Origin of the sequence: Pseudomonas sp. CFBP13508 (assembly GCF_005233515.1) — a bacterium.
In the GTDB taxonomy this organism is placed as follows: Bacteria; Pseudomonadota; Gammaproteobacteria; order Pseudomonadales; family Pseudomonadaceae; genus Aquipseudomonas; species Aquipseudomonas mercuritolerans.
In genome coordinates this window covers 409,713-432,393 of sequence record NZ_QFZZ01000001.1, presented here as the reverse complement: position 1 = coordinate 432,393, position 22,681 = coordinate 409,713, and the positions used below count along the sequence as shown (strand labels likewise).

The window sequence follows — 22,681 nt, the reverse complement described above, 5'->3', positions numbered from 1 at the left end:
ATGAACCGCCTGCAAGTGCGTTATTCGACGCTGGCCGACGCCTTCACCCTGTTTGGCGTGCTGTTCTATACGCAAGTGATCGGCTTCTTCCTGCGCCTGGGCAATGTCAGCACGCTGGACGATGCCCAGCAGGATCTGGAAGGCAATCTGGCCAATCAGGTCTGCGGCTTGCTGACTTTGCTGGTGCCGCTGTTCTTCTTCATCCGCCACAAGGTTTTCCTTAGCAAGACCTTCTACCGGCAGAATCTGTTTTTGCTGCTGTTTCTGGGCTGCGTGGCGGCGTCGATCAGTTGGTCGAGCGAGCCGATGCTCAGCTTCAAGCGTTTCGTTGCGCTGCTCAGCGTAGTGTTCTTTGCCGGTTTCATCGCCTGGCGCTACAGCATCGAACGGATCGCGTTTCTGTTCGGCTGCGTGATCGGCGCGGCGGCGTTGGTCGGCTTGATCTTCGCTTTGATTCGCCCGGATATCGCCTTTATTTCCGGCGGCATCCGTGACGGTGCCTTTCGCGGGGTGTTCGCGGAAAAGAACGCTGGCGCACGCCTGAACGCGATTGCGATCCTGTTGCTGCTGCCGATGATCCGCCAGCGCAATCCGATGGCCATGCTCTACGGACTGTTCGCGCTGATTGCCATTGGCCTGGCGCAGTCGGCCACGGCGATTACGCTGATCGTCGCCGGCACCGCCAGTTACGCCTACTTCATCACGCTGATCCGCTTGCGCATCAACCGTTCACTGTTGGCGTTCACGGCGGCAACGATTGTGTTCTTCCTTCTGTGTGGTGTGCTCTACGCCAACTACGCGATGCTGCTGGAACTCGTCGGCCGTGATCCGTCGCTGACCGACCGCACGCTGATCTGGGAACTGTTGCAGCCGCTGATTGACGATCAGTTCCTCAAGGGCTACGGCTTCGGTGCGTTCTGGGCGAGTGCCGATGCCGATGCGTTCATTACCCGCTGGGGCTACATCGGCAATGCCCACAGTGGCTACGTCGAAACCCTGCTCAATGGCGGCCTGATTCAGTTGATCGCCCTGCTGCTGATGTTTGCCCAGACCCTGAGCAAGCGCTACCGGGCAATCACCGCCGACCAGTCGGCGCGCTATCAGGCCTGTGCGCTGGTGATCATCGGCCTGTTCGTGGTGACCAATTACGTCGCCTACGTGATCCCCAACTATCGCTCGGGCGAGTTCCTGATTTTCTGCGTGCTCAGCCTGACCTTCCGCCATCACCTCATCGCCCGTCCGCAGCCGCTGCCAGCGGCGAATGCTCGGCCAATGCGCGGCACTTTCCGGGAGCAACGCCCGTGCTGAATGATCCCTCCGCCGTCACCGTGTGCGTGGTGATTCCGCTGTACAACGCCGCCGCCAGCATCCAACGCACACTCGACTCGGTGTGCGCACAGACCCGCCTGCCGGACAAAGTGATTGTCGTCGATGACGGCTCCAGTGATGCCGGGCCGCAGATCGTCAGGCAATACGCCGCGCCCTTCCCCATCGTGCTGTTGCAGCAGCCCAATCAAGGCCCGGCCAGTGCGCGCAATCGCGGCGTGTTCAGCGCCGAAGAAACCTTTATCGCTTTCCTCGATGCCGACGACCGCTGGCATCCGGAAAAACTGCAAAAGCAACTGGCGCTGCACGCCGAACTGAGCCAACAGGGACGCAAAGTCGGTTTGATCGATTGCTTTCAGATGAGTGAATTCAGTGATGGCAAACGTCAATTGGAAGATCGCTGCAAACACGGCGAGCACTTTGCCGATTTCATGCGCGAGAACATCATCAACGGCACCTCCGGCGTACTCGCCCTGCGCGAGATCATCGTCGCCATTGGCGGCTTCGATCAGAGCCTGCGTTTTGCTGAGGATCGCCTGCTGTGGACGCGCATCGCGGAAATCAGCGAGATCCACAGCGTGCCGCAGATTCTGCACTGGCGCGCCGTCAACGCCGCCAACATCACCGCGCAACCGCACAAGTATTACCCGCACAAGCTGCGCTTCATCCAGCTGTACCTGGCGCGTTACGGCACGCGGCTGAACAAACAGCAACGGATCTATTTCGTCCTCGCCAACCACGTGGAATTTCTCAATGCCTTTTCCCGGCGCGGCGATCATCGCCGGGTCATCGAGGTGTTCCAGCAGATGCTCGGGCATTCGTGGCAGACGCTGTTGTTCTCCCGGGGCAAACCGACCCTGCGCTACCTCTACGCCTGCTTTAAAAGCCTGGGCAACAGCCGCTGAATTTCAGGGATCGCGCCATGGCCAACCGTCGCCTGATGACCCTCGTATGGATTTTCACCGAGAAGTTCGGCCTGATCTTTCTGTCGATGATTACCTTTGTCGTCTACGCGCATCTGCTGACGCCGACGGAGCTGGGCATCGGCACGCTGATCATCGCCGTGGTCGAAGTGGTCGGCATTCTGTTCTCGTCGATGCTGGAAGATCCGCTGGTGCGCCTGCAACGTGTGGAAGACAAACACATCAGCAGCGTGTTCTGGTTTTCCGTGCTGGTCAGTCTGTTGTCGATTGCGTTGATTACGCTGGCGGTGGTGCTGTATACGCCGTCCACCGCGCTGCGCTGGATGACCGCCGTGGCCTCGGTGAAAATCCTTTTCACCCTGATGGCGCGGGTGTATGTGGCGCAGATGCGCCGCAGCGGCAATTTCAAGTTGCTGGCCTCGCGCACGTTGCTCGGCAAAGTCGCTGGCGGGGTCGGCGGCGTGGCCGTGGCGCTGTTGGGTTTCGGCCCGTGGGCGGTGGTCGCGCAGGCGCTGATCATGGACGGTATTTCCACGCTGGTGTTGATGCGCAGCGAGCGTCGGCGCATTGCTTTTTTGATCGACCGCCAGGTGCTGGGCGAAGTGCTGCGCGCCGGCCTGCCAGTCTGCGTCAACGCCATGAGTTCGCAGACCCTGCAACGTGGCGTCAACCTGATTCTCGGTCTCACCGCTGGCGCCCATGCGGTGGGCATGTTCAACCTGGCCATGCGCATCATCGACCTGCCACGCTCGGCAATCTACAACGGCTTGATGAGTTATGCCTTGCCGGTGTTCGCCCGGCGCAGTGCCGAACCGGCGCGACTGATCGGCGTGATTGGTGATTCCACGGCGATCAGCGGCTTCGTGCTCACGCCGCTGTTTTTCGGCATCGCCCTGACCGCCAAAGACATCATCCTGCTGATCTTCGGTGCGAAATGGGCCGAAGCGATTCCCTTGCTGCAAGTGCTCGCCTGCACGGCGGCGCTGGGCAATCTGGCGCTGTATGCGACCACCGCGCTGGTGGCGGTCAATCGCACGCACTTGACCCTCAAGGCGGAAGTCGCCACCACCTTGCTCGCGCTGGCGCTGGTGTATCTGCTCGGGGCGACCTACGGCGGCATGGCGGCGGCGCTGGCATTGCTGCTGCGCATGCTGCTGATTACGCCGTTGCAGGTACGCGGCCTGCACGCCGCGATTGGTTATGACTGGCGCTGCTTCTTTCAGTCCAGTTACCGCAGCCTGTTCGCCTCGCTGCTGATGGTCGTCGTGGTGATGTGGGCGTCGCGCCAAACCGGCCTGTCCGGCTACGCGCACCTGGCCAGCGACATTGCCATCGGCACGCTGACCTACGCCTTGGCCTATAGCCTGCTGCACCCGCGCTGGCCGCAAGAATTCAAGCTGGTATTCACCGCCCGCTGAGCCGGATTTCCTCGCAATGGAGCACGTCGTCATGCGCAAAACCACGTTGATCACGGGCGGTGCCGGCTACATCGGTTCGCACACGGCATTGCAACTGATCGAGTCGGGCCGCTCGGTGCTGATCCTCGACAATCTGTGCAACAGCAGCCGTGAGGCCATCGCACGGCTGGAACTGTTGAGTCATTCGCACATCGACTTCATCGAAGGCGATATACGCGACGCAGCTCTGCTGGAGGAGATTTTCAGCACCTACGCGATCGACGCGGTGCTGCATTTCGCCGGGCTCAAAGCGGTTGCGCAAAGCGTGCGCCGCCCCATGGATTACTACGCCAACAATGTGGTCGGCACGCTGAACCTGTGTCAGGCGATGGCCCGCGCGCAGGTGTTCAATCTGGTGTTCAGTTCCTCGGCGACGGTGTACGGCGAGCCCGCCCGCATGCCCATCATCGAAGACCACGGCACCGGCAAACCGGCCAATCCGTACGGGCGCTCGAAGCTGGTGATCGAAGAACTGCTCAGCGACCTCGCCCTTGCCGACTCGCGCTGGAGCATCGCAGTGCTGCGCTACTTCAACCCGATCGGCGCACACGAGAGCGGCCTGATCGGCGAAGCGCCCAATGGTCGACCGAACAACCTGCTGCCGTGCCTGACGGAAGTTGCCAGCGGCCAGCGCGCGGCGTTGACCGTTTATGGCAACGACTATCCAACGGTCGACGGCACCTGTATCCGCGATTACATCCATGTGCTGGATCTGGCCGAAGGTCATCTCAAGGCACTGCAGGTTTTGCAAGGCACTGAGCATGGCCTGCACGTATGGAACCTCGGCACTGGCACCGGCTACAGCGTGTTGCAGATCATCAGCGCCTTCGAAGATGTCAGCGGCCTGCGCATTCCCTATCGCTTCGCCCCGCGCCGCGCCGGTGATATCGCCGAGTGCCGCGCCGACGCGAGCAAGGCCGGGCGCGAATTGGGCTGGCGGGCGCAACGCGAACTGACGCAAATGCTCGTCGACAGCTGGCGCTGGCAGACCAACAACCCATGGGGCTACCGCCCGCAACCGGCGCTGCTGCTGGCGGTGGGCACTTGAACCGGGGCAAATCCACGTTAGGGACGACTCATGAACAGATCACGTTGCTTGCTGTTTGTCTTGCTGCTGCTGAGCGCTGGCGCCAGCGCCAATATTCCAGGACCGGTCACGAATGGACTGGTGTTGTGGCTGGACGGCAATGATCCGGCCTCGATGACACTGGAGGGGCAAAACCAGGTCGTGCGCTGGCTGGATAAATCCGGCAAGGGCAACGACGTAGTCGTCGACAATCGCGCGGCGACGACTTTGCCGACGCGGGTCGACAACGCGCTCAACGGCCACGGCGTGGTGCGTTTCAGCGGCACGGCGGCGTTCATGGGCCAGGCGATCCGCACGAGCAAAGGCCCGGTGACGGTGTTCGTTGTCTCGCGGCGCTTGCCGGAGCAGGCCGGCGGCAAGGCCTGGCAACGACTGTTCAGCTCGCGGCCGCAACTGGCGGATAACGATAACGTCGCACCGAACTTCGGCATCAGCGTGCAGCAAACCACCGCGTACGAACCGGCGCTGGCGTTGCTGGAAACCAGTGACGTGCCGATCGGCCCGTTCGCGGTGGCGCGCAATGTGGTTGGCACCTCGGAGATCCTGCGTGGCGACATCGCCGAAGTGCTGGTTTATGACCGCCCATTCAGCAACCAGGACGAACGCCGTAACGTGTTCGACTACCTCGCGCAAAAATGGGCGGTCACCGTTCCGCAACAGGCCGATGCGTGGACCCGCGTCGGCCCATTAGGCCCGACCCCGACTCACGTTACCCCCGACCTGCCGTTGTCGGATCAGGCCAATGCCGGCGGCTGGAAGCTCGATACGCGTCTGTCCGACGAATTCAACGGCAGCGCGCTCGATGCCCAACGCTGGCACGTCAACAACGCCACCGGCACTGATTCCCTCGGGCGCAAACCGGCGCTGTTTTTGCCGGAGAATGCCAAGGTCGGCAGCGGCAATCTGAACATCACTTTCCGCAAGCAGACTCTGCCGGAGAAATACGTCGCCTTGGGCTACAAGGACTACAGCTCGGCGATGGTGCGCACCAACGAGCGCGGGATGTACGGCTATTACGAAGCGCGGGCGAAACCGATGAATTCCGCCGGTTCCAGTGCGTTCTGGCTGGCGTGGACCGGGCTGCCGGACAACGCCACGGAAATCGACATCTTTGAAATCGGCGGCAAGACCCGCAACGAAGCCTTTGATCGCCTGTACAACATGAACGCGCATGTCTGGGCCAGACCGCAGAATGATCAACACCTGAGTTCCGGCAGTACCTGGATTGCACCGTGGCGGCTGGCCAATACCTTTCATGTCTACGGCTTTGACTGGCAACCCGAGACCTTGCGCTGGTACGTCGACGGCGTGCTGGTCCGGGAGGCGAAGAACAACTACTGGCACTTCCCCATGCAAATCGTCTTCGACAGCGAAGCGATGTGGGACTGGTTCGGCGTGGTCGACGATGCTGACCTGCCGTCGGTGTTCCGCATTGATTACGTCAGGGTCTGGACCCGCTCAGCGCAATAGCAGCGCCTTCAACGGTTGTGCACCATCGCCTGCATCTGCCACAGCGTGCGGAATCGCCCTTGGCTTTCGCGCAGTTCTTCGGGAGTGCCGTCCTGGACGATCTCACCGTCCTCGAGCACCAGCACCCGATCAAAATTGGCGATGGTCGAGAGGCGGTGGGCCACGGCGAGTACCGTGCGGCCGCGCATCAGGTTGCTCAGTGCGCGCTGGATGATCGCTTCGGAATCGGAATCCAGTGCCGAGGTCGCCTCGTCGAGAATCAGGATCGGTGCGTCCTTCAAAAATGCCCGCGCCAGCCCGAGACGCTGGCGCTGCCCACCGGACAAGGTCACCCCGCGCTCACCGACCGGCGTGTGATAACCCTGCGGCAGCGCCTGGACGAACTCGTCGCAAAACGCTTGGTGCGCCGCATCGATGATCTGCTGCTCGGTGGCGTGCGGTTGGCCGTAGCCGATGTTTTCCAAAATGCTGCGATTGAACAGCGTTGGCTCCTGCGGCACTACCGCGATCTGCCGGCGCAGGCTGTCCTGGCTGACGGAGCGGATGTCGCGGTCGTCGATCAGGATCACCCCGCTGCGCACATCATCCAGACGTTGCAGCAAACCGAGCAAGGTCGATTTTCCCGAGCCCGAGGTGCCGGCAATGCCGACGCTTTGCCCGGCCGGAATATCGAGAAAGAAATGCTCGAAGACCTTGCGCCCATCCGGGTAGGCGTAACTGACGTCGAGCATCTTGATATGCCCACGGGTCGGTGCCAGTTCCTCCAAGGCGTCGCTGAGCTCGTGGGGCTGGGCGACGATGCCCAGGGTTTCGCTGATGACGCCCATCTGCTGGCTGGTTTCCACCAGGGCCAGCGCCAGTTCGCGCGATCCGTGCAGGATGCGGAAGGTCAATGCGCTGACCATCACCACATCCCCCGCCGTCACCTGTCCCGCTCGCCAGAGCAGAATCGCCCAGCCGAGCATGCCGCCGGCCATAACGGTCAGGCAGATGTCGTGCAGTACCCGGGCTTTTTCCATGTACATCCAGCTGCTGCGGTGCGAATCGGCCTCGATGCCGATCTCGCGCTCCAGGCGCAGGCGCTCGCGTTCACGCCCGGAAAAAGCCTTGATCGTCCATACGTTGGAAACCAGATCGACAATCTCGCCACCGACCCGCGCCGACTGCGAAGCGAAAGCGATGTGGCGGCTGCGGCCGCGCACGCCGAATAGGGTAATCAGCGCGGCGACAACGATCACGCAACCGACCAACGCCAGCGCCATCGCACCGTGCACCGCCAACAGCAAGGCCACGGCACCGATGAAATCCACGCATGGCGGCACGATACGCCAGGTCAGCCCGCCATACACTTTGTCGGCAGCGGCACCGATCGCCGAGACGCGATTGGCCAGCGAACCGGAGAAATGCCGCCGGAAATAACGCATCGGGTGGCCAGTCAGGTGATGGAACAGGTCGACGCGCAGATCCGCACAACTGCCCACGATGGTGTGGCAACCGACCCAACCGCCGAGGCGCCACAACAGGTTTTCCATTACGATCAACGCCATGAACAGGCCGAACGCGTGCCAGACCTGTTCCGCCGCCGACCCGGCGGCCATGGCATCGATCAGCAGTTTCATGCCGTATTGCACCACTACCGCACAGCAAGCCGCGCCGATCACCAGTGCGACCATGGCGACGAAGTGCGCCGGGCGAATTCTTATGTAGCGCCATAGAAACGCGGCGGCTGACGCCGGCAACGGTTCATCACGCATGCGCTGGAAGTTCATCTCCCTTGCCCCTCAGCGCGCCGGCCATTGACCCGGCGCAGACACGCGTCAATCCGCTCGGGCACTTGCGCCAACTCGACGTGCAACGGGTGAAACGCCGCGCGCTCGCCCTCGCCATCTGGGTAGCCAAACACACCGGTGGGGCAATAACGGCCGTTATCCCAACCGGGATAATCGAGAAACGGGTACCAGCAAATCCCCTGCACCGGCACACCGCGTTCGAGCGCCAGTAGCGTCTGCTCGACAATGTAAGCCAGCCACGGCAGGCGTTCCTCATCTTCGGCACCGGTTTCGGCGATCAGCACTGGCCGTTGATAACGCTGGTGCAGTTCCTTGAGCATGCCAGACAACGGCCGGAAGTCGCGCTCGCCGCGAAGGATCCGTCGGCCGTGGAAATACCACTGGTTATGCGCATAGAAATTGGCGCCGACGATATCCAGGTAATGCTCCTGCCCACCCAGACCCGGCCATTCGCGGCCGGTGAGCAGATCCCACGCCTGGAATTGCGACAATCGATAGGCTTCCGCCGCTTCGATATCGTCGCTGCGCCTGGAGCCAGCGATTACATGGATCAACGGGTCGCACTGGACGAATCGCGCATTCGGCGCCTGTTCGCGAATCGCTTCGATCGCAGCAATGCTCGCCCGCACCAGTTGATGCTTGAGTTCCTGCGCGCGCCCGCGTGCGTTCGGGTTGAAGTACGCCACCTCGCCTCCCGCCCAACTCCAGAAGGAAATCTCGTTGATCGGCGAGTAGAACGGCACGCTTACGCCTTCGTCCATCATCAGCTTCGCTGCAGCAGCGGCGAAACGGGCGAAGCGCTCGACGAACGCGGGGCGCCAGATATCCAGATCATCCGGGTAGCCGTAATGGCACAGATCCCAGACCACCTGCACTTGCTGCGCTTGCGCCGCTTTGAGCATCGGCATAAAACTGCTCCAGTCATAGCGCCCGGGGCTGCGCTCGATCAGGTGCCAGCGCAAGCCGTCGCGGGCGCAACGAATCTTCAACCCGCTCAGTCGCTGGTAGTCCTTGGCGACCCAGCGCGCATGCCCGGTGTCGGCCAGCAGATCCAGGCGCCGACCGTCCTGGCGGCGCTGGCTGGAACATTCGAAACCGGCCATGACGAAGCTGCTGAAGATCGAAGAAGCATCTGCGCCGGGCTCGTCGCCTTTCGGCTGCGCGGTCATGGAATATCGACCTCGGTTTCAGCCGTGGTTTCTGCCTGCGCGGCCTGGATATCCCGATACAAGGCCAGCGCCTGGCCCACCACCTGATCCATGTTGTAATACTTGTAGGTGCCCAGTCGGCCAAGGAATGTGACGTTCGGGATCTGCTCGGCGAGCGCGCGATAGCGTTTGTACAGCTCAGCGTTTTCCGCGCGCGGCACCGGGTAATACGGGTCGCCGTCGTCACACGGATATTCGTAAGTGATGCTGGTGCACGGGTGTGTTTGCCCGGTCAGGTGCTTGTATTCGGTGATGCGCGTGTACGGCACATCCGCGTGCGGATAATTCACCACCGCCACTGGCTGATAGTGTTCCTGCTCGAGGGTCTGGTGTTCGAAGCGCAAGGACCGATACGGCAAACGGCCCAACTGGAAATCGAAGTATTCGTCGATCGGGCCGCAGTAGATCAGATGCGCGTACTGCACCTCGTCGCGCACCGCCTTGAAATCGGTACTGAGCAGCAGATCGATGTTCGGGTGATCGAGCATGCGTTCGAACATTTGCGTGTAGCCGCCCGAGGGCATGATCTGGAAGGTGTCACCGAAATAGCGGTCGTCTTCGCTGGTCCGCGTGGGGATGCGCGACGTCACCGATTTGTCCAGCTGCGAAGGATCCAGCCCCCATTGCTTGCGCGTGTAGCCACGGAAAAATTTCTCGTAGAGTTCACGGCCGATCTGATTGACCACGACGTCTTCGGACGTGCGGATGGTCGCCACCGGTTCGGCGCGTTCGGCGAGGAAAACCTCGGCTTCCGCGGAGGACATCGACAAGCCGTAGAGCTTATTCAATGTGGTCAGATTGATTGGAATCGGCACCAGTTGACCGTCGACCCGAGCGAGGACTCGATGCTCGTAAGGTCGCCATTCGGTGAAGCGCGACAGGTAATCGACAATGCGCTGGGCATTGGTGTGAAAGATGTGCGGGCCATAACGATGCACCAGCACGCCGGCGGCGTCGTAGTGATCGTAGGCATTGCCGGCGATGTGCGGGCGCCGGTCGATCAGCAATACCCGGCGGCCCAATCCTTCGGCCAGTCGCTCGGCGATGACACTGCCGGCGAATCCCGCACCGACGATCAGATAGTCGTAGGATTGGCCGGACTTTGCGTGCTCCAGGCTTATCGTAGGCATTCGATCTGCTCCTGCATGAAGCGGCTGGTGTTGTCCCACGACATGCCCGCGATGGCGGCATCGGCGCACTGCAGAAATTCGATGGTGCCTTTGAGCGGCAAGGCTTTTCCGATGGCCTCGACGAAGGCCTCGGCGGTGTCGGCAATGAACACCGCACCACTCTGGCCGTAGCCGCTGATCACATCGTGAATCGGCGTCGACACCACTGGGCAACCGCCAGCGAGGTATTCGGGAGTCTTGGTCGGGCTGATGTAACGCGTGGAGGCGTTGAGGGCGAACGGCATCAGTGCCACGTCCCAGCCAGCGAGGTAGTCCGGCAGCTCGGCATATTGCTTGCCGCCCAGATAATGAATGTTCGGCCGTTGCGGTAGCGTCTGCGGATCGATCTTCACCACCGGACCGATGAGCACGATTTGCCAGTCGGGACGCATTGCCGCCACGCGATCTATCAGTTCGATATCGAAGCGTTCATCGATCACGCCGAAAAAGCCCAGGCGTGGCCGCGCTATGGATGCTTGATCGGGCGGTTCCGGCAGTGCCTGCCGCGCCGCCGCGAAATGCGCGATGTCGACGCTGCTCGGTACCGGATAAGCATTGCCGTGCTGGCGCTGCTTGACCTCCCACAGACTGAAGCCACCGGTAAACACCACGTCAGCTCGGGCGAGCAGTTGCTGCTCCATGTCGATCAAGCGCGCCGGTGCGCCCATGAACGCCGACAGTTCATCCATGCAGTCATAGACAGTAACCCGAGCGTCGAGGTGCTCGGTAAACAGCAGGCTCATCGGCGTGAAATACCACAGCAAAAGATCGCCCTGAACGCGTCCGGCGAGGTGCTCATCGAGCAATTGTCTCTGCGCCTGCTCGATCGCCTCGCCACTCATGCCGATCGGCAATTGCGGCACCGCCACTTCTATTCCCGCCGCCGGATTCGAAAGCTCGAGTCTGGGCGTGGCGTGTTCGGCAAATACCGGCTCTTCGAAAAACACCACGTCGTAGTGTTTGGCCAATCGCGACATGACGTGCTGCGGCCGTTGATAGACAAATCCCCAGCGCAGATGCGACAGGCACACCAGTGTGGGCCGCACTTGAAGAGATGCGTCGAGAGCATTTTGCGCACTCGCCAGTGCGAGGGCCTCGGGTTGTTCTGCCAGGTTCATAGCCAGCTCCTCATCAAAAAAAACAAGACGACTCAGTGCCGAGCCACCGGGCCGTCACACTTGTCGACACTGCAAGTGCAGGGCATTTCTCGATGAGGCCGTAAGGCTCTTGAAGGTTGGAATCACGGCGTTCACACGACGTTCAGCCCAACCTTGAACACAGCCGATGAACTGCACATACCGGCTGGCAAACAAGGTTGAACTTGCCGATCAATCCAGCCCCTACCGTCCAGAACAACCATGGTTTTTGCCGCCGCACAGGCGCATCGAAACCATCTACGAAGCCATCGCCGATGGCGTCACTTGTGAGGGCGGGCGCATGATCTTGATTACGGGTGGTGCGGGATACATTGGTGCGCATGTCGCACTGCAATGGCTGGGCAACGGCGAGGATGTGGTGATCCTCGACAACTTGTGCAACAGCCAACGCGCGGCGATCGAGCGCATCAGTACGCTGGCCGGAAAACGACCGGAGTTCATCCAGGGCGATGTACGCAATCGACGACTGCTCGACAACCTTTTGCGGGACTATCCGATCGACGCCGTGGTGCATTGCGCCGGGTTGAAAGCGGTCGGCGAAAGCGTGCGTGAACCCCTGCGCTATTTCGACACCAATGTCGGCGGCAGCCTGACTTTGTGCCAGGCCATGGCCCAGGCCGGAGTTTTCCATCTGGTGTTCAGTTCATCGGCCACTGTTTATGGCGACTGCGCTACCCTGCCAATCAACGAAAACTGCGCCACTGGCCAGCCGACCAATCCTTACGGCATGTCGAAACTGATGTCGGAAAACATCATGAAGAGTGTCGTCAGTTCCGACCCGCGCTGGTCGATCGGCTTGCTGCGTTATTTCAATCCGATCGGTGCGCACCCTTCCGGCCTGCTCGGCGAGGCACCCACCAGCACGCCCAACAATCTGCTGCCCTATCTGCTGGAAGTTGCCAGTGGCCAGCGCGCGCAACTGTCAGTGTTCGGCAACGATTACCCGACCCCGGACGGCACCGGCATTCGCGATTATCTGCACGTCGTCGACCTTGCGCTCGGGCACGTCTGCGCGCTCGACGCCTTGCGCGATCGTCATGGCATGAGCATCTGGAACCTTGGCACCGGACGCGGCTATTCGGTGTTGGAGGTAGTCAGCGCCTTCGAGCAAGTGACCGGTATCAAGATCCCTTTGCGGATTGAAGCAAGGCGCCCCGGCGACATCGCGCGATGCTGGGCGGATCCGCAAAAAGCCCTCGAAGAACTGGGCTGGCAGGCGAGCCGTTCACTGCCGTGCATGCTCGCCGATGCCTGGCGCTGGCAGTGCAATCAACTCGGCCAGGTTGAGGTTCGCCAGGCCAATTGAAAGCTGCGCACGGTCACTCGTTCTCGTGGCCGTGCGCGTCGGCACAGGACAATCGTCCGGACTCGCCGCCGGCGATTCGTTCTGCCTGATCGATGCCACGCTTGAGCGCGTCCTCGACTTCCCATTCCACGCCGGGCAATGTCCTGATGCGCTCGTAGGCGCACTCGCCGGTCGCGGTGTAAACGCTGATGAACATTTCGACGTCGCCATCATCGGCTTCCCGTGCCCGTACCTCTATATGACAGCCGTTTTCAACCTCTTCGGTATGGCACTTTTCGGCCTTTTCCGTCGCCTTCCATTTGTTGTAGGTATCGCCGCGTTTGAACATGTCGTACTCCTGAACTCAACTCGCTCACGTCAAAGATCTTTCCTTTGGCGGAATAATTCCACGGATTGCCAAGAGGCATTTTCAGCATAGCGCGTTGATTCGCGCCCGCCGTTTCGCTAGTTCAACCGTTCGTCAGCTTGCGTAACATTCTGTAAAACCAACGCCGGAATGCTCATTCAAAAAGTTCGAGGCCCAGGCGAGCTCAAGTACAACTCGTTATTCAGCCCAGTGTGATTAGCCGGTACAGAAACAGGGTTTTCTGTCCATGGCCAACTGTTGCCCGAAGAAAACAAGGATCGATATAAAGAACAGGAGCATGTATGAAGCGAACAATCAGCTATTGCCTGGTCTATCTCGCTACCAGCGTTCTGCTCGCCGGTTGCAACCTGGTGGTGTTCAACCCCAAGGGCGATGTTGCCCGCGATGAACGCGACCTGATCATTCTCGCCACGGGCCTGATGCTGTTGGTGGTGGTCCCGGTCATCGTCATGACCTTCCTGTTCGCCTATCGCTACCGCGCGACCAACAAGAAGGCCCGTTATTCGCCGCGTTGGGCCAGTTCGCACAAGATCGAAGCGGTGGTCTGGGGCGTGCCGTTCCTGATTATTTGCGTACTCGGCTGGGTGACCTGGGAAACCACCCATGCACTCGATCCCTATCGCCCGTTGGACTCCGACGTGCCGCACCTCAATGTGCAAGTGGTGGCAACGGACTGGAAATGGCTATTCATTTACCCCGATCTGGGCATTGCCTCGGTCAATGAACTGGCGATACCGGTGAACACGCCGGTAAGTTTCACCGTCACTTCCGACGCGGCCATGACTTCATTCTTTATTCCGGCACTCGGTGGGCAGATATATGCCATGGCCGGCATGCAGACCAAGTTGCACTTGATCGCCAATGAAATCGGCCAGTATCGCGGGATTGCTGCGAACTATAACGGCCACGGTTTTTCCGACATGCACTTCAGCACCCTGGCACTCAGCGGCTCTGATTACGAGGCGTGGGTCAACAAAGTCAAAGCGGCGCCCGGGCAACTTGATCAAGCCAGTTACGCCGAGTTGGCCAAGCCTTCAGTGGCGCACAAGATCACTTATTACTCGGCTGTGCAGGAGCGACTGTTTCTCGACATCGTCGACAAGTACGAAGGAATGAACAAAGCACCGCGCAAGAAGGAAACCCAGGTGCAACGCAACGGCGACGATGTGCGCGTCAATCAACAACCGAGTCTGCTGGCCGAGGAGCGTTAAATCATGTTCGGGAAACTTTCATGGGACGCGGTTCCATTGCACGAGCCGATTGTCATGTACACCCTGGCTATCGTCGGCCTGATGGGTTTTGCCCTGGTCGGTACCGTCACCTGGAAGCGCAAGTGGGGCTACCTGTGGCGCGAGTGGTTTACTTCGGTGGATCACAAGAAAATCGGCTGCATGTACATCATCGTCGCGCTGGTCATGCTGCTGCGCGGTTTCTCCGACGCGATCATGATGCGTACCCAACAGGCCATGGCATCCAGTGGCGGCCCGGGTTACCTGCCGCCGGAACATTACGACCAGATCTTCACCGCCCACGGCGTGATCATGATTTTCTTCATGGCCATGCCGTTCGTGGTCGGCCTGATGAACATCGTCGTGCCACTGCAGATCGGCGCTCGCGACGTCGCTTACCCGTTCCTCAACGCGCTGAGTTTCTGGCTGTTCGTGGTTGGCGCGGCACTGGTGAATATTTCCCTGGGCGTCGGTGAATTTGCCCGCACCGGTTGGGTCGCCTACCCGCCCCTGTCCGAACTTGGCTACAGCCCCGGGGTCGGGGTGGATTACTACATCTGGTCATTACAGATATCCGGTATAGGGACGCTGTTAACCGGGGTCAACTTCTTCGTGACCATCCTCAAAATGCGCACCGAAGGCATGACCCTGTTCAAGATGCCGGTGTTCACCTGGAACGCACTGTGCACCTCGATCCTGATTCTTGCTGCGTTCCCGATCCTCACCGCAACCTTGCTGATGCTGACGCTCGACCGTTATCTGGGCATGCACTTCTTCACCAACGAGGCCGGCGGCAACCCGATGATGTACGTCAACCTCATCTGGGCGTGGGGCCATCCGGAGGTGTACATCCTGATCCTTCCTGCGTTCGGGATCTTCTCGGAAATCGCCGCGACCTTCAGCAGCAAACGCCTGTTCGGCTATGTCTCGCTGGTGTGGGCAACGATTGCGATCACGATTCTGTCGTTCATCGTCTGGCTGCACCACTTCTTCACCATGGGCGCGGGGGCCAACGTCAACGCGTTCTTCGGCATCATGACGATGATCATTGCAGTGCCGACCGGGGTGAAGATCTTCACTTGGCTGTTCACCATGTATCGCGGCCGCGTGCGCTTCGAAACGCCGATGCTGTGGACGCTGGGCTTTATCGTCACGTTCAGTATCGGCGGCATGACCGGCGTGCTGCTGGCGGTGCCCGGGGCCGACTTCCTGCTGCACAACAGCCTGTTCCTGATCGCCCACTTCCATAATGTGATCATCGGTGGCGCGGTGTTCGGCTACATGGCCGGGCTGACTTACTGGTTCCCCAAGGCGTTCGGTTTCCGCCTCAACGACCGCCTCGGGCGCATTGCGTTCTGGTGCTGGCTGGTCGGTTTCTACTTCGCGTTCATGCCGTCTTACGTGCTCGGTTTCATGGGCATGACCCGGCGCCTGAACCATTTCGACAACCCGGCCTGGCAACCGTGGCTGCTGCTGGAACTGTTTGGCGTCGGCATCATTCTTTGTGGCGTGTCGGCGCAGGCGTTGCAGCTCTACGTAAGCATCCGCAACCGCGCGAAACTGCGCGACCTCACCGGCGACCCGTGGGACGGCCGTACGCTGGAATGGGCCACGGCCTCGCCGCCACCGTTCTACAACTTCGCCGAGCAACCGAAAGTCAACGACCTCGACGCCTATTGGGGCATGAAGGAGCGCGGCGTCAGCACCCTCAGCCACACCGACTACCGCGCCATCCATATGCCGCGCAACACCTCCGCCGGCCTGGTGATCAGTGTCTTCGCGCTGATCTGCAGCTTCGCCCTGGTCTGGCATATCTGGTGGCTGGCGATCTTCGGCCTGGTCGCTTCGGTAGTGGCAATGATTGTGCGCAGCTATGACGAAGACATCGACTATTTCGTCCCTGCGCAGGAAGTGGCGCGGATTGAAAAAGCACGTCTCAAAGACTTGGCGGAGGCCTGATCATGTCCAATATCGTTCTGGATAAAGACATCGCCCACAGCCATGAACATGGCCATGAAGACGCGGGCTCGATGCGCATTTTCGGTTTCTGGATCTACCTGATGACCGACTGCATCCTGTTTGCGACGCTGTTCGCAGGCTATGCCGTGTTGCGAGACAGCGTGGCTGGCGGGCCTTCGACCGTCGACATTTTCGAACTGCCCTATGTCCTTGCCGAAACCGCGTTGCTGCTGCTCAGCAGCATCACTTACGGCTACGCGATGCTGGCGATGAACCGTAATGACAAAGCCCATGTGCTGCGCTGGCTCGGCGTCACCTTCGTACTGGGTTGCGGCTTCATCGCCATGGAGATCAACGAATTCCATCATCTGATCGCAGAAGGCTACGGGCCGGATCGCAGCGGTTTCCTCACCGCGTTCTTCACCCTCGTCGGCACCCACGGCGCGCACGTGCTCAGTGGTCTGGTGTGGATGGCGGTGTTGATGCTGCAAGTAAGCAGCCGGGGCCTGACCAATACCAACACCACGCGGCTGAGCTGCCTGAGTCTGTTCTGGCACTTCCTCGATGTGGTGTGGATCTGCGTGTTTACCGTGGTTTATCTGCTGGGGGTGGTGTGACATGTATAACCAGAGTCCGATTCACAGCAGTGCCGGCACCAGCCATGGCACCAGTCGTTCATACATGGTCGGTTTCATCATTTCGGTGATCCTGACGGTGATTCCCTTTGGCCTGGTCATGTACCCGACGTTGCCGCGTAGCGTCACTGCCTGGGTGGTGGTCGCGCTCGGCGTGGTACAGGTTTTCGCCCACCTCAAATACTTCCTGCATCTGGACACTGCCAAGGAGCAGCGCTGGAACCTCAGAGCGCTGATTTTTTCAGTGGTGATCATTCTTCTGCTGGTTGGGCTTTCGTTATGGATCATGGACAGCATTCACCACAACATGCTGGCGCACTGAAGCAATGGCGGCTGTCGCTGAATGTCGGGCTGGAACTGACCAAGCCCGGCATCATCGTCGGCAATCTGGCTTCGGTGTTCGGTGGCTATCTGCTTGCTGCGGACGGGCGTCCGGTCTCCCTGGCGCACCTGTTGGCCGCGCTGCTCGGCACCGCACTGGTCATCGCTTGCGGATGCGTGATCAATAACTGCGTCGACCGCGATATCGACCGGCGCATGGTGCGCACCTGTCATCGGGCGCTGGCCGTTCGCGCTGTGTCGTTGCCCAGTGCGTTTTGCTACGCGGCGGTGCTGGGTGTGATCGGCTTCGGTTTGCTGTGGGTCGGCACCACAGCACTGGCCTGCGCCATGGCCGCAGTCGGTCTGATCGTTTATGCGGGCGTTTACACCTGCCTGATGAAACGCCGTTCGCACTGGGGCACGCTGGTCGGCAGCCTGTCCGGGGCCATGCCGCCGGTGGTCGGTTATTGCGCCGTGACCGGCAGCTTCGATGCCACGGCGCTGATGCTGATCGTGGTGTTTTGCTGCTGGCAGATGCCCCACTCCCACGCGATCACCGTCATGCGCCATGAAGACTTTCGTGCCGCCGGATTGCCGACGTTGACGCTCAGCGAGGCGAAACGAGAGATCAATATCTACATGGTCGCCTTCCTGGTCAGCGCGGCGATATTGGGCTGGGTGGCGGATATCAATGCTTCCTATCCGCTGGTGATTGTCGGGTTGGGCGGGTACTGGTTTTATCTGGCATTGCGCCCGGTGCGAAACGCTACCTCGAAGCCTTGGGCGCGGCGCTTGTTCAGCGTGTCGATCGTCCTGATCCTGGCGCTGAATCTCTCTCTGTCGTTGAACGCTGTGTTGCCCTCGCCCTCCGCGTTCTACCGCTCATCGGGCGCCGGGGAGAATCATCAAACGCAGGTGCGGGGCGGGTTATCAGAATCGGTAACGACTGCACCTACAGACTACTTGGAGCAAACCCATGGCTAACGATCTTTCAACAGCCGATTGCGCCTGCCCCGGCTGCACCTGCAAATGCAGCGGCGAGCAAACCTTCGAGCGTGACGGCAAGCAGTTTTGCAGCCAGGCCTGCGCGGATCTTCACCCAAAAGGCCAGCCCTGCCCCTCGTCCTCCTGTCATTGCGAGCAAAACCTTGGGGCTGATGAGCGCAATGTGAGTGACTCGAAACTGGATCAAGCGGTTGAGGAAACGTTTCCCGCCAGCGATCCGATTTCGCCTTGACCCTTTGCCCGAAGGCACTGATTTTTTCATCTGCAGGAGAAAATGAAATGGACGAGGAAACCATCCGCAAAATCGCCTATCGGCTCTGGGAAGAGCAAGGCCGGCCGCACGGTAATGATTTCGAGCACTGGTTGCAGGCGCGCGCCGAGCTCGATGCGTTCGATTCCGATGGCTTGCCCGGTTCGGTAGCCAGCAGCGTAGCGCCGCCGGCACCACGCAAAAAGGCCAAGGCTGCGACCACTGCTCCTACCACCAGAACCCGCAAGAAAAACACCTCCGCGGCCAAATGACCGGTCTTGAAAGCCGCGTGACTGCCGGAGCAAAGGTCTCGTGAGGCGCGGCATAAACCTGGTACTGGCGGCCTTCGCGCTGACGGCGCTGTCCTATGGACTGGCGCGCTTCGCCTATGGATTGCTGCTGCCACAGATTCGTCAGGATCTGGCACTGAGTGTGTCCGCTGCGGGATGGATCGGTGGCAGTGCTTTTGCGGCTTATTGTCTGGGCATCGTTGCGACATTCGTGCTCGGCGCAAAGGTCAGCCCGCGCGGGTTGACAGTGATGGCCGGAGCCGCCGCTTCGCTCGGGATGGCGTTGATTGTCATCGCTTCATCCGGTTTGGCGTTGGGTTGCGGCGTGGCGCTCGCGGGATTGAGCACGGGACTGACCTCGCCGCCGTTGGCCAGCGCGGTTGCGGCGCGTCTTGATGATACCGACCGTCCGCGCGCCAATGGCTTTATCAATGCCGGGACGGCGGCGGGTATCGTTTTTTCCGGCCTGGCGGCGATATTGGCGGCCGGGCAGTGGCGGCAACTCTACGCGCTGTTCGGCTTGATCGGCATCGGCGTCACGTTCTGGCTTTGGTTTGCGCTACCGCGCCGGGTCGTACATGACGTCGGGCAGAATTTTTCTCTGGCAATGTTGCGTCGACCGGGCGTACTGCCGTTGTGCGCCAGTGCTTTTTTGATGGGGTTGGCGAGCACGGCGATCTGGACATTTGGTGCCGACATTCTGCGCAGCGAGGCTGGGTTCTCCGATCGGTCGATTGCAGGGGCGTGGATAGTGTTGGGGGCCGCGGGCATTAGTGGTTGCGCAACCGGAGTACTGACCGACCGGTTTGGTGTCGTACGCATGCAGCATCTGGCGCTTGCAGGGATCGCCGTCGGCACGCTGGGACTTGCCGCCACCGGCGCTTCTGCCATTTACGGCCTCGCCGCGATGAGCCTGTTTGGCGCGGCCTATATCGTCTCTTCAGGCGTTTATCTGTTGCAAGGCATCCGCCTGTTTGCGGATCGCCCGGACTTGGGATTGGGCATACCGTTTCTGCTTCTGGCACTCGGCCAAACCGCCGGCACGCCGATTTTCGGCGCAGTGCTGGAGGCAACGGGCGTGACCTTTGCCCTGAGTGTTTTCGCGGCGGCCGCTTGCGCCGCCATGGTGATGTGCCCAAGAGATGGTGAAAGTCCGCGCAGACAGATGTGCCAATCCACCGAAGGCTTGGGTCGCTAATGATTTTTATCGTCAGGAGTACAAACCATGGCCGTAAACATCAGCAATCTCACCCTTTCCACCCCGGTACCCGTTTCGGCAACCAATCCGGTCGCACTTGAGCTCAACGGCGCCGAGGCCATTGCGCAGTTCCCCAGCATCGTCACGGTGCTACCGGACGGTTCGCTGCAACTGTCCGCGCCGACCAAAGGCGCCTCGAGCAAGAGCACTCACCGCACCCGCTGCGAATGGAAGGAATCGTTCTACTGGTCGCTGGGCAGCGCCGCTGACCACCTCAACTATCAGGAAATGACCGTGACCAAGGTCAACTCTGCGCAGAAAGTCGTTATCTCGCAGATGCATGTGAAAAACGACGACGGCCCGGTCATCAAAGTGTTCTGGCAGAAAGGCAACATCACCATGGGCTTCCGCCAGAGCTTCAACCAGCCCACCCCGGTCAACACCACGGTGCTCAAGGGCGTACCGCTGGGGGCGAAGTTCAAGATCACCATTCGCGCCAACTCTGCCGGCGTGGCCCGAGTCACCGTCGATTACAACGGCGTTGTCGGCACATCAGGTGATCTGCAGCTCGATTCAACCTGGAACTCGCAGGTGTTCAATTTCCACGGCGGGGTCTACAACCAGATCGACTACACCGACGCCACGCCGCCCGAGGATGGCTCGATCTGCATCATCAGTGATTTGTTGATTTCGCATACCTAGGCGCTGAAACGAGCAAGGGCCTGCGTCAGCTTCGCTGGCAGGCCCTTGTCAGAGCTGAGCTCGATGGTGGGTTTTCAGCCTCCTCTTCGACTTCAAAATTGCCTGCGTCCTAACGTCGCAGCCTTCGGCTATTGGCAAATCCTGCGCAAACCGTAGAATCCCGCGCGCTCTTGCAAGCGCGCGTCTGGTCACAGACGCGAACTTGCAGGGCTGGCCATGTCGTCCGACGCCACCGCCCTGCCCGATCGGCAGACATTTGCACAACACCTGTTCCAGCCTGGCAACCGCATGCGCAGAGGCGCACGTTGCGCTGTACGATTCCTTGAGGTTTTTATGTCTCCGCGTTTGCTGGCCATGGCGCTGGCGCCCCTGCTCGGGCTGTTCATTATTGCTCTGGGCAATGGTTTTCTGTCTTCCCTGACCACCCTTCGCCTGGACGCCGCCGGCGCCTCGGCGACGATGATCGGAATTGTTTCGTCGGCCTACTTCATCGGCCTGACGCTGGGAGCGGTGTTCAACGACCGGTTGATTCTGCGCATCGGCCATATACGCGCCTACGGCAGCTTCGCCTCGCTGATTGCGGTGACGATTCTGTTGCAGGGTTTGTTCTATGACACTTGGGGCTGGCTGGTCCTGCGCCTGATCAACGGCTGGGCCACGGTCGGTGTGTTTCTGGTGATCGAAAGCTGGCTGCTGCTGGCGGGTGACGAGAAGATTCGCGGGCGCTTGCTCGCGCTGTATATGATCGTCCTTTATGGCGCTGGCGTTCTGGGCCAGGCGACGCTCGGGACCATCACCGGCATGAGCGACAGCGCGCCGTTCATGGTCGCCGGGATGCTCGCCGCCTTGTCGGTGCTGCCGATCGTGATCCTGCCGCGGGTGTCGCCGCTGCTCGATCAGGTCGAGCCGCTCAAGCCCCGGCAACTGCTGGGCGTGACGCCGACCGGGCTGGTCGGCTGTTTCGGTTCGGGGGTGACCATCGCGGCGATCTACACCTTGTTGCCGCTGTATCTGCAACGCAGAGGTCTGGACGTCGGTGAAGTCGGCAGCATGATGGCCTGGACGATTCTCGGCGCGATGCTGCTGCAGTATCCGGTCGGACGCTGGTCCGATCGCACTGATCGCTTGCAGGTGCTGACGCTGCTGACGGTGGCGTGCACCGCTTTGTCGCTGGTGATTGTTCTGCTGCCGCTGTCCTCGGACATGCTCGCGGCAATGCTGTTTCTGCTCGGTGGCGGCGTCTTCGCGCTGTACCCGGTGGCCGTCAGCCACGCGGCCGACCGCGCCCCGGCCGAAGCGCTGGTGCCGATGATTCAGGGTTTGCTGCTGATCAACTCGCTGGGCTCGGCCATCAGCCCGATGATGATCTCGCCGGTGATGAATTCGTTCGGCGCCAACGGCCTGTTCTGGGTCTTCGCAGTGGTCAATTTGAGCATGGTCAGCTTTTTCTTCTGGCGCCGTGGCAAACGCCCGGTGCCGGCCAACCCCGCACCGTTCACGGCGGCAGCCACCTATTCGCCGACGGGTGCGGAGTTGCGGGTCACCGAGGATTTGCGCGTCGCCGCTGAGGAGCATCCGGCAATGATGGATGCGATCAGCGGGGAACTGGTGACGCAGCCACGGTGACCGCTGATCAGCAACTGCCCGGCGGGATGCCGTCCTTGTTGAAGTCCTTCAAGCGCTCGCGCTCTTCTTCGGTGGAATGCGCCGGGGTTGTTTGATCCGGTACTTCTTGCGGCACTTCGGTTTTTTCTTCAGTCATGGCTTTGCCCTCGTTGTCGATGCTATTTCGGCATCGGCGAGGGCTGGCAGTTCCGGATTTTCAGCTCCAC

22 protein-coding genes are annotated in these 22,681 nt (G+C 60.7%); 16 read left to right on the top strand and 6 right to left on the bottom strand.

Going from position 1 to position 22,681, the window contains the following annotated elements:
- Genes PspCFBP13508_RS01950 through PspCFBP13508_RS01930 form a run of 5 tightly spaced genes read left to right on the top strand, consistent with a single transcriptional unit; the run spans position 1 to position 6,263 of the window.
- Positions 1–1,308, top strand: coding sequence for an O-antigen ligase family protein (locus tag PspCFBP13508_RS01950; protein WP_137213479.1), 1,308 nt, complete (start codon positions 1–3; stop codon positions 1,306–1,308).
- Complete coding sequence (locus tag PspCFBP13508_RS01945; protein WP_137213478.1) at positions 1,302–2,231, top strand: glycosyltransferase family 2 protein; 930 nt, start codon at positions 1,302–1,304, stop codon at positions 2,229–2,231. Before PspCFBP13508_RS01950 ends, PspCFBP13508_RS01945 begins: the two co-directional genes overlap by 7 nt.
- A 17-nt stretch (positions 2,232–2,248) precedes the next feature.
- Positions 2,249–3,667, top strand: a complete 1,419-nt coding sequence (locus tag PspCFBP13508_RS01940) for an oligosaccharide flippase family protein (RefSeq protein WP_137213477.1) — start codon at positions 2,249–2,251, stop codon at positions 3,665–3,667.
- Positions 3,668–3,698: 31 nt separating this feature from the next.
- Positions 3,699–4,754: a UDP-glucose 4-epimerase GalE gene (gene galE / locus PspCFBP13508_RS01935; protein WP_130909781.1), complete on the top strand. Its 1,056-nt coding sequence runs from the start codon at positions 3,699–3,701 to the stop codon at positions 4,752–4,754.
- 30 nt (positions 4,755–4,784) lie between these two features.
- Positions 4,785–6,263, top strand: coding sequence for a family 16 glycosylhydrolase (locus tag PspCFBP13508_RS01930; protein ID WP_137213476.1), 1,479 nt, complete (start codon positions 4,785–4,787; stop codon positions 6,261–6,263).
- Positions 6,264–6,271: 8 nt separating this feature from the next.
- On the opposite strand, the gene PspCFBP13508_RS01925 is transcribed toward PspCFBP13508_RS01930, so the two are convergent.
- From PspCFBP13508_RS01925 to PspCFBP13508_RS01910, 4 genes are read right to left on the bottom strand one after another with little or no spacing between them, the layout of a single operon-like run.
- The gene (locus PspCFBP13508_RS01925) at positions 6,272–8,032 is read right to left on the bottom strand and encodes an ABC transporter ATP-binding protein (protein ID WP_137213475.1); all 1,761 of its coding nucleotides are present in this window, start codon (positions 8,030–8,032) and stop codon (positions 6,272–6,274) included.
- Positions 8,029–9,222 (bottom strand): beta-glucosidase, encoded by a 1,194-nt coding sequence (locus PspCFBP13508_RS01920; protein ID WP_137213474.1) that lies wholly within the window; start codon positions 9,220–9,222, stop codon positions 8,029–8,031. The genes PspCFBP13508_RS01925 and PspCFBP13508_RS01920 overlap by 4 nt, the downstream gene beginning before the upstream one ends.
- Positions 9,219–10,391 (bottom strand): UDP-galactopyranose mutase, encoded by a 1,173-nt coding sequence (gene glf, locus PspCFBP13508_RS01915; RefSeq protein WP_137213473.1) that lies wholly within the window; start codon positions 10,389–10,391, stop codon positions 9,219–9,221. Before glf ends, PspCFBP13508_RS01920 begins: the two co-directional genes overlap by 4 nt.
- On the bottom strand, positions 10,379–11,548 hold the full coding sequence (locus tag PspCFBP13508_RS01910; protein WP_137213472.1) for a glycosyltransferase family 1 protein: 1,170 nt from the start codon (positions 11,546–11,548) through the stop codon (positions 10,379–10,381). The genes glf and PspCFBP13508_RS01910 overlap by 13 nt, the downstream gene beginning before the upstream one ends.
- A 319-nt stretch (positions 11,549–11,867) precedes the next feature.
- Between PspCFBP13508_RS01910 and galE (PspCFBP13508_RS01905) the strand changes: the two genes are divergently transcribed.
- Positions 11,868–12,893 carry a UDP-glucose 4-epimerase GalE gene (gene galE, locus PspCFBP13508_RS01905; protein WP_137213797.1) on the top strand — a complete coding sequence of 342 codons (1,026 nt, stop codon included), beginning with the start codon at positions 11,868–11,870 and terminating at the stop codon, positions 12,891–12,893.
- 13 nt (positions 12,894–12,906) lie between these two features.
- On the opposite strand, the gene PspCFBP13508_RS01900 is transcribed toward galE (PspCFBP13508_RS01905), so the two are convergent.
- On the bottom strand, positions 12,907–13,221 hold the full coding sequence (locus PspCFBP13508_RS01900) for a hypothetical protein (RefSeq protein ID WP_137213471.1): 315 nt from the start codon (positions 13,219–13,221) through the stop codon (positions 12,907–12,909).
- A gap of 320 nt (positions 13,222–13,541) precedes the next feature.
- Here PspCFBP13508_RS01900 and cyoA point away from each other — a divergent pair, with 320 nt between their 5' ends.
- The 10 genes from cyoA (at position 13,542) to PspCFBP13508_RS01845 (ending at position 22,475) form a co-directional block, all read left to right on the top strand.
- On the top strand, positions 13,542–14,471 hold the full coding sequence (gene cyoA / locus PspCFBP13508_RS01890; RefSeq protein ID WP_137213469.1) for a ubiquinol oxidase subunit II: 930 nt from the start codon (positions 13,542–13,544) through the stop codon (positions 14,469–14,471).
- A 3-nt stretch (positions 14,472–14,474) separates the two neighbouring features.
- Positions 14,475–16,448: a cytochrome o ubiquinol oxidase subunit I gene (gene cyoB / locus PspCFBP13508_RS01885; RefSeq protein WP_039760284.1), complete on the top strand. Its 1,974-nt coding sequence runs from the start codon at positions 14,475–14,477 to the stop codon at positions 16,446–16,448.
- 2 nt (positions 16,449–16,450) lie between these two features.
- Complete coding sequence (locus PspCFBP13508_RS01880; RefSeq protein ID WP_110599448.1) at positions 16,451–17,065, top strand: cytochrome o ubiquinol oxidase subunit III; 615 nt, start codon at positions 16,451–16,453, stop codon at positions 17,063–17,065.
- Position 17,066: 1 nt separating this feature from the next.
- On the top strand, positions 17,067–17,405 hold the full coding sequence (gene cyoD / locus PspCFBP13508_RS01875) for a cytochrome o ubiquinol oxidase subunit IV (RefSeq protein ID WP_016774550.1): 339 nt from the start codon (positions 17,067–17,069) through the stop codon (positions 17,403–17,405).
- A gap of 11 nt (positions 17,406–17,416) precedes the next feature.
- Positions 17,417–18,388, top strand: a complete 972-nt coding sequence (gene cyoE, locus PspCFBP13508_RS01870) for a heme o synthase (protein WP_206665445.1) — start codon at positions 17,417–17,419, stop codon at positions 18,386–18,388.
- Positions 18,381–18,641, top strand: a complete 261-nt coding sequence (locus PspCFBP13508_RS01865; RefSeq protein WP_130909773.1) for a metallothionein — start codon at positions 18,381–18,383, stop codon at positions 18,639–18,641. Before cyoE ends, PspCFBP13508_RS01865 begins: the two co-directional genes overlap by 8 nt.
- 47 nt (positions 18,642–18,688) lie before the next feature.
- Positions 18,689–18,931, top strand: coding sequence for a DUF2934 domain-containing protein (locus tag PspCFBP13508_RS01860; protein ID WP_130909772.1), 243 nt, complete (start codon positions 18,689–18,691; stop codon positions 18,929–18,931).
- 40 nt (positions 18,932–18,971) lie between these two features.
- Positions 18,972–20,147 (top strand): MFS transporter, encoded by a 1,176-nt coding sequence (locus PspCFBP13508_RS01855; RefSeq protein WP_137213467.1) that lies wholly within the window; start codon positions 18,972–18,974, stop codon positions 20,145–20,147.
- A gap of 27 nt (positions 20,148–20,174) precedes the next feature.
- Positions 20,175–20,849 carry a polysaccharide lyase family 7 protein gene (locus tag PspCFBP13508_RS01850; RefSeq protein WP_122507221.1) on the top strand — a complete coding sequence of 225 codons (675 nt, stop codon included), beginning with the start codon at positions 20,175–20,177 and terminating at the stop codon, positions 20,847–20,849.
- A gap of 288 nt (positions 20,850–21,137) precedes the next feature.
- Complete coding sequence (locus PspCFBP13508_RS01845; RefSeq protein WP_343287057.1) at positions 21,138–22,475, top strand: MFS transporter; 1,338 nt, start codon at positions 21,138–21,140, stop codon at positions 22,473–22,475.
- A gap of 7 nt (positions 22,476–22,482) precedes the next feature.
- Here the strand turns inward: PspCFBP13508_RS01845 and PspCFBP13508_RS27750 are convergent, their stop codons facing one another.
- A complete protein-coding gene (locus tag PspCFBP13508_RS27750) occupies positions 22,483–22,611 on the bottom strand; it encodes a hypothetical protein (RefSeq protein ID WP_024012797.1) in 129 nt (42 codons plus the stop codon).
- Between the last annotated feature and the right edge of the window lie 70 nt (positions 22,612–22,681).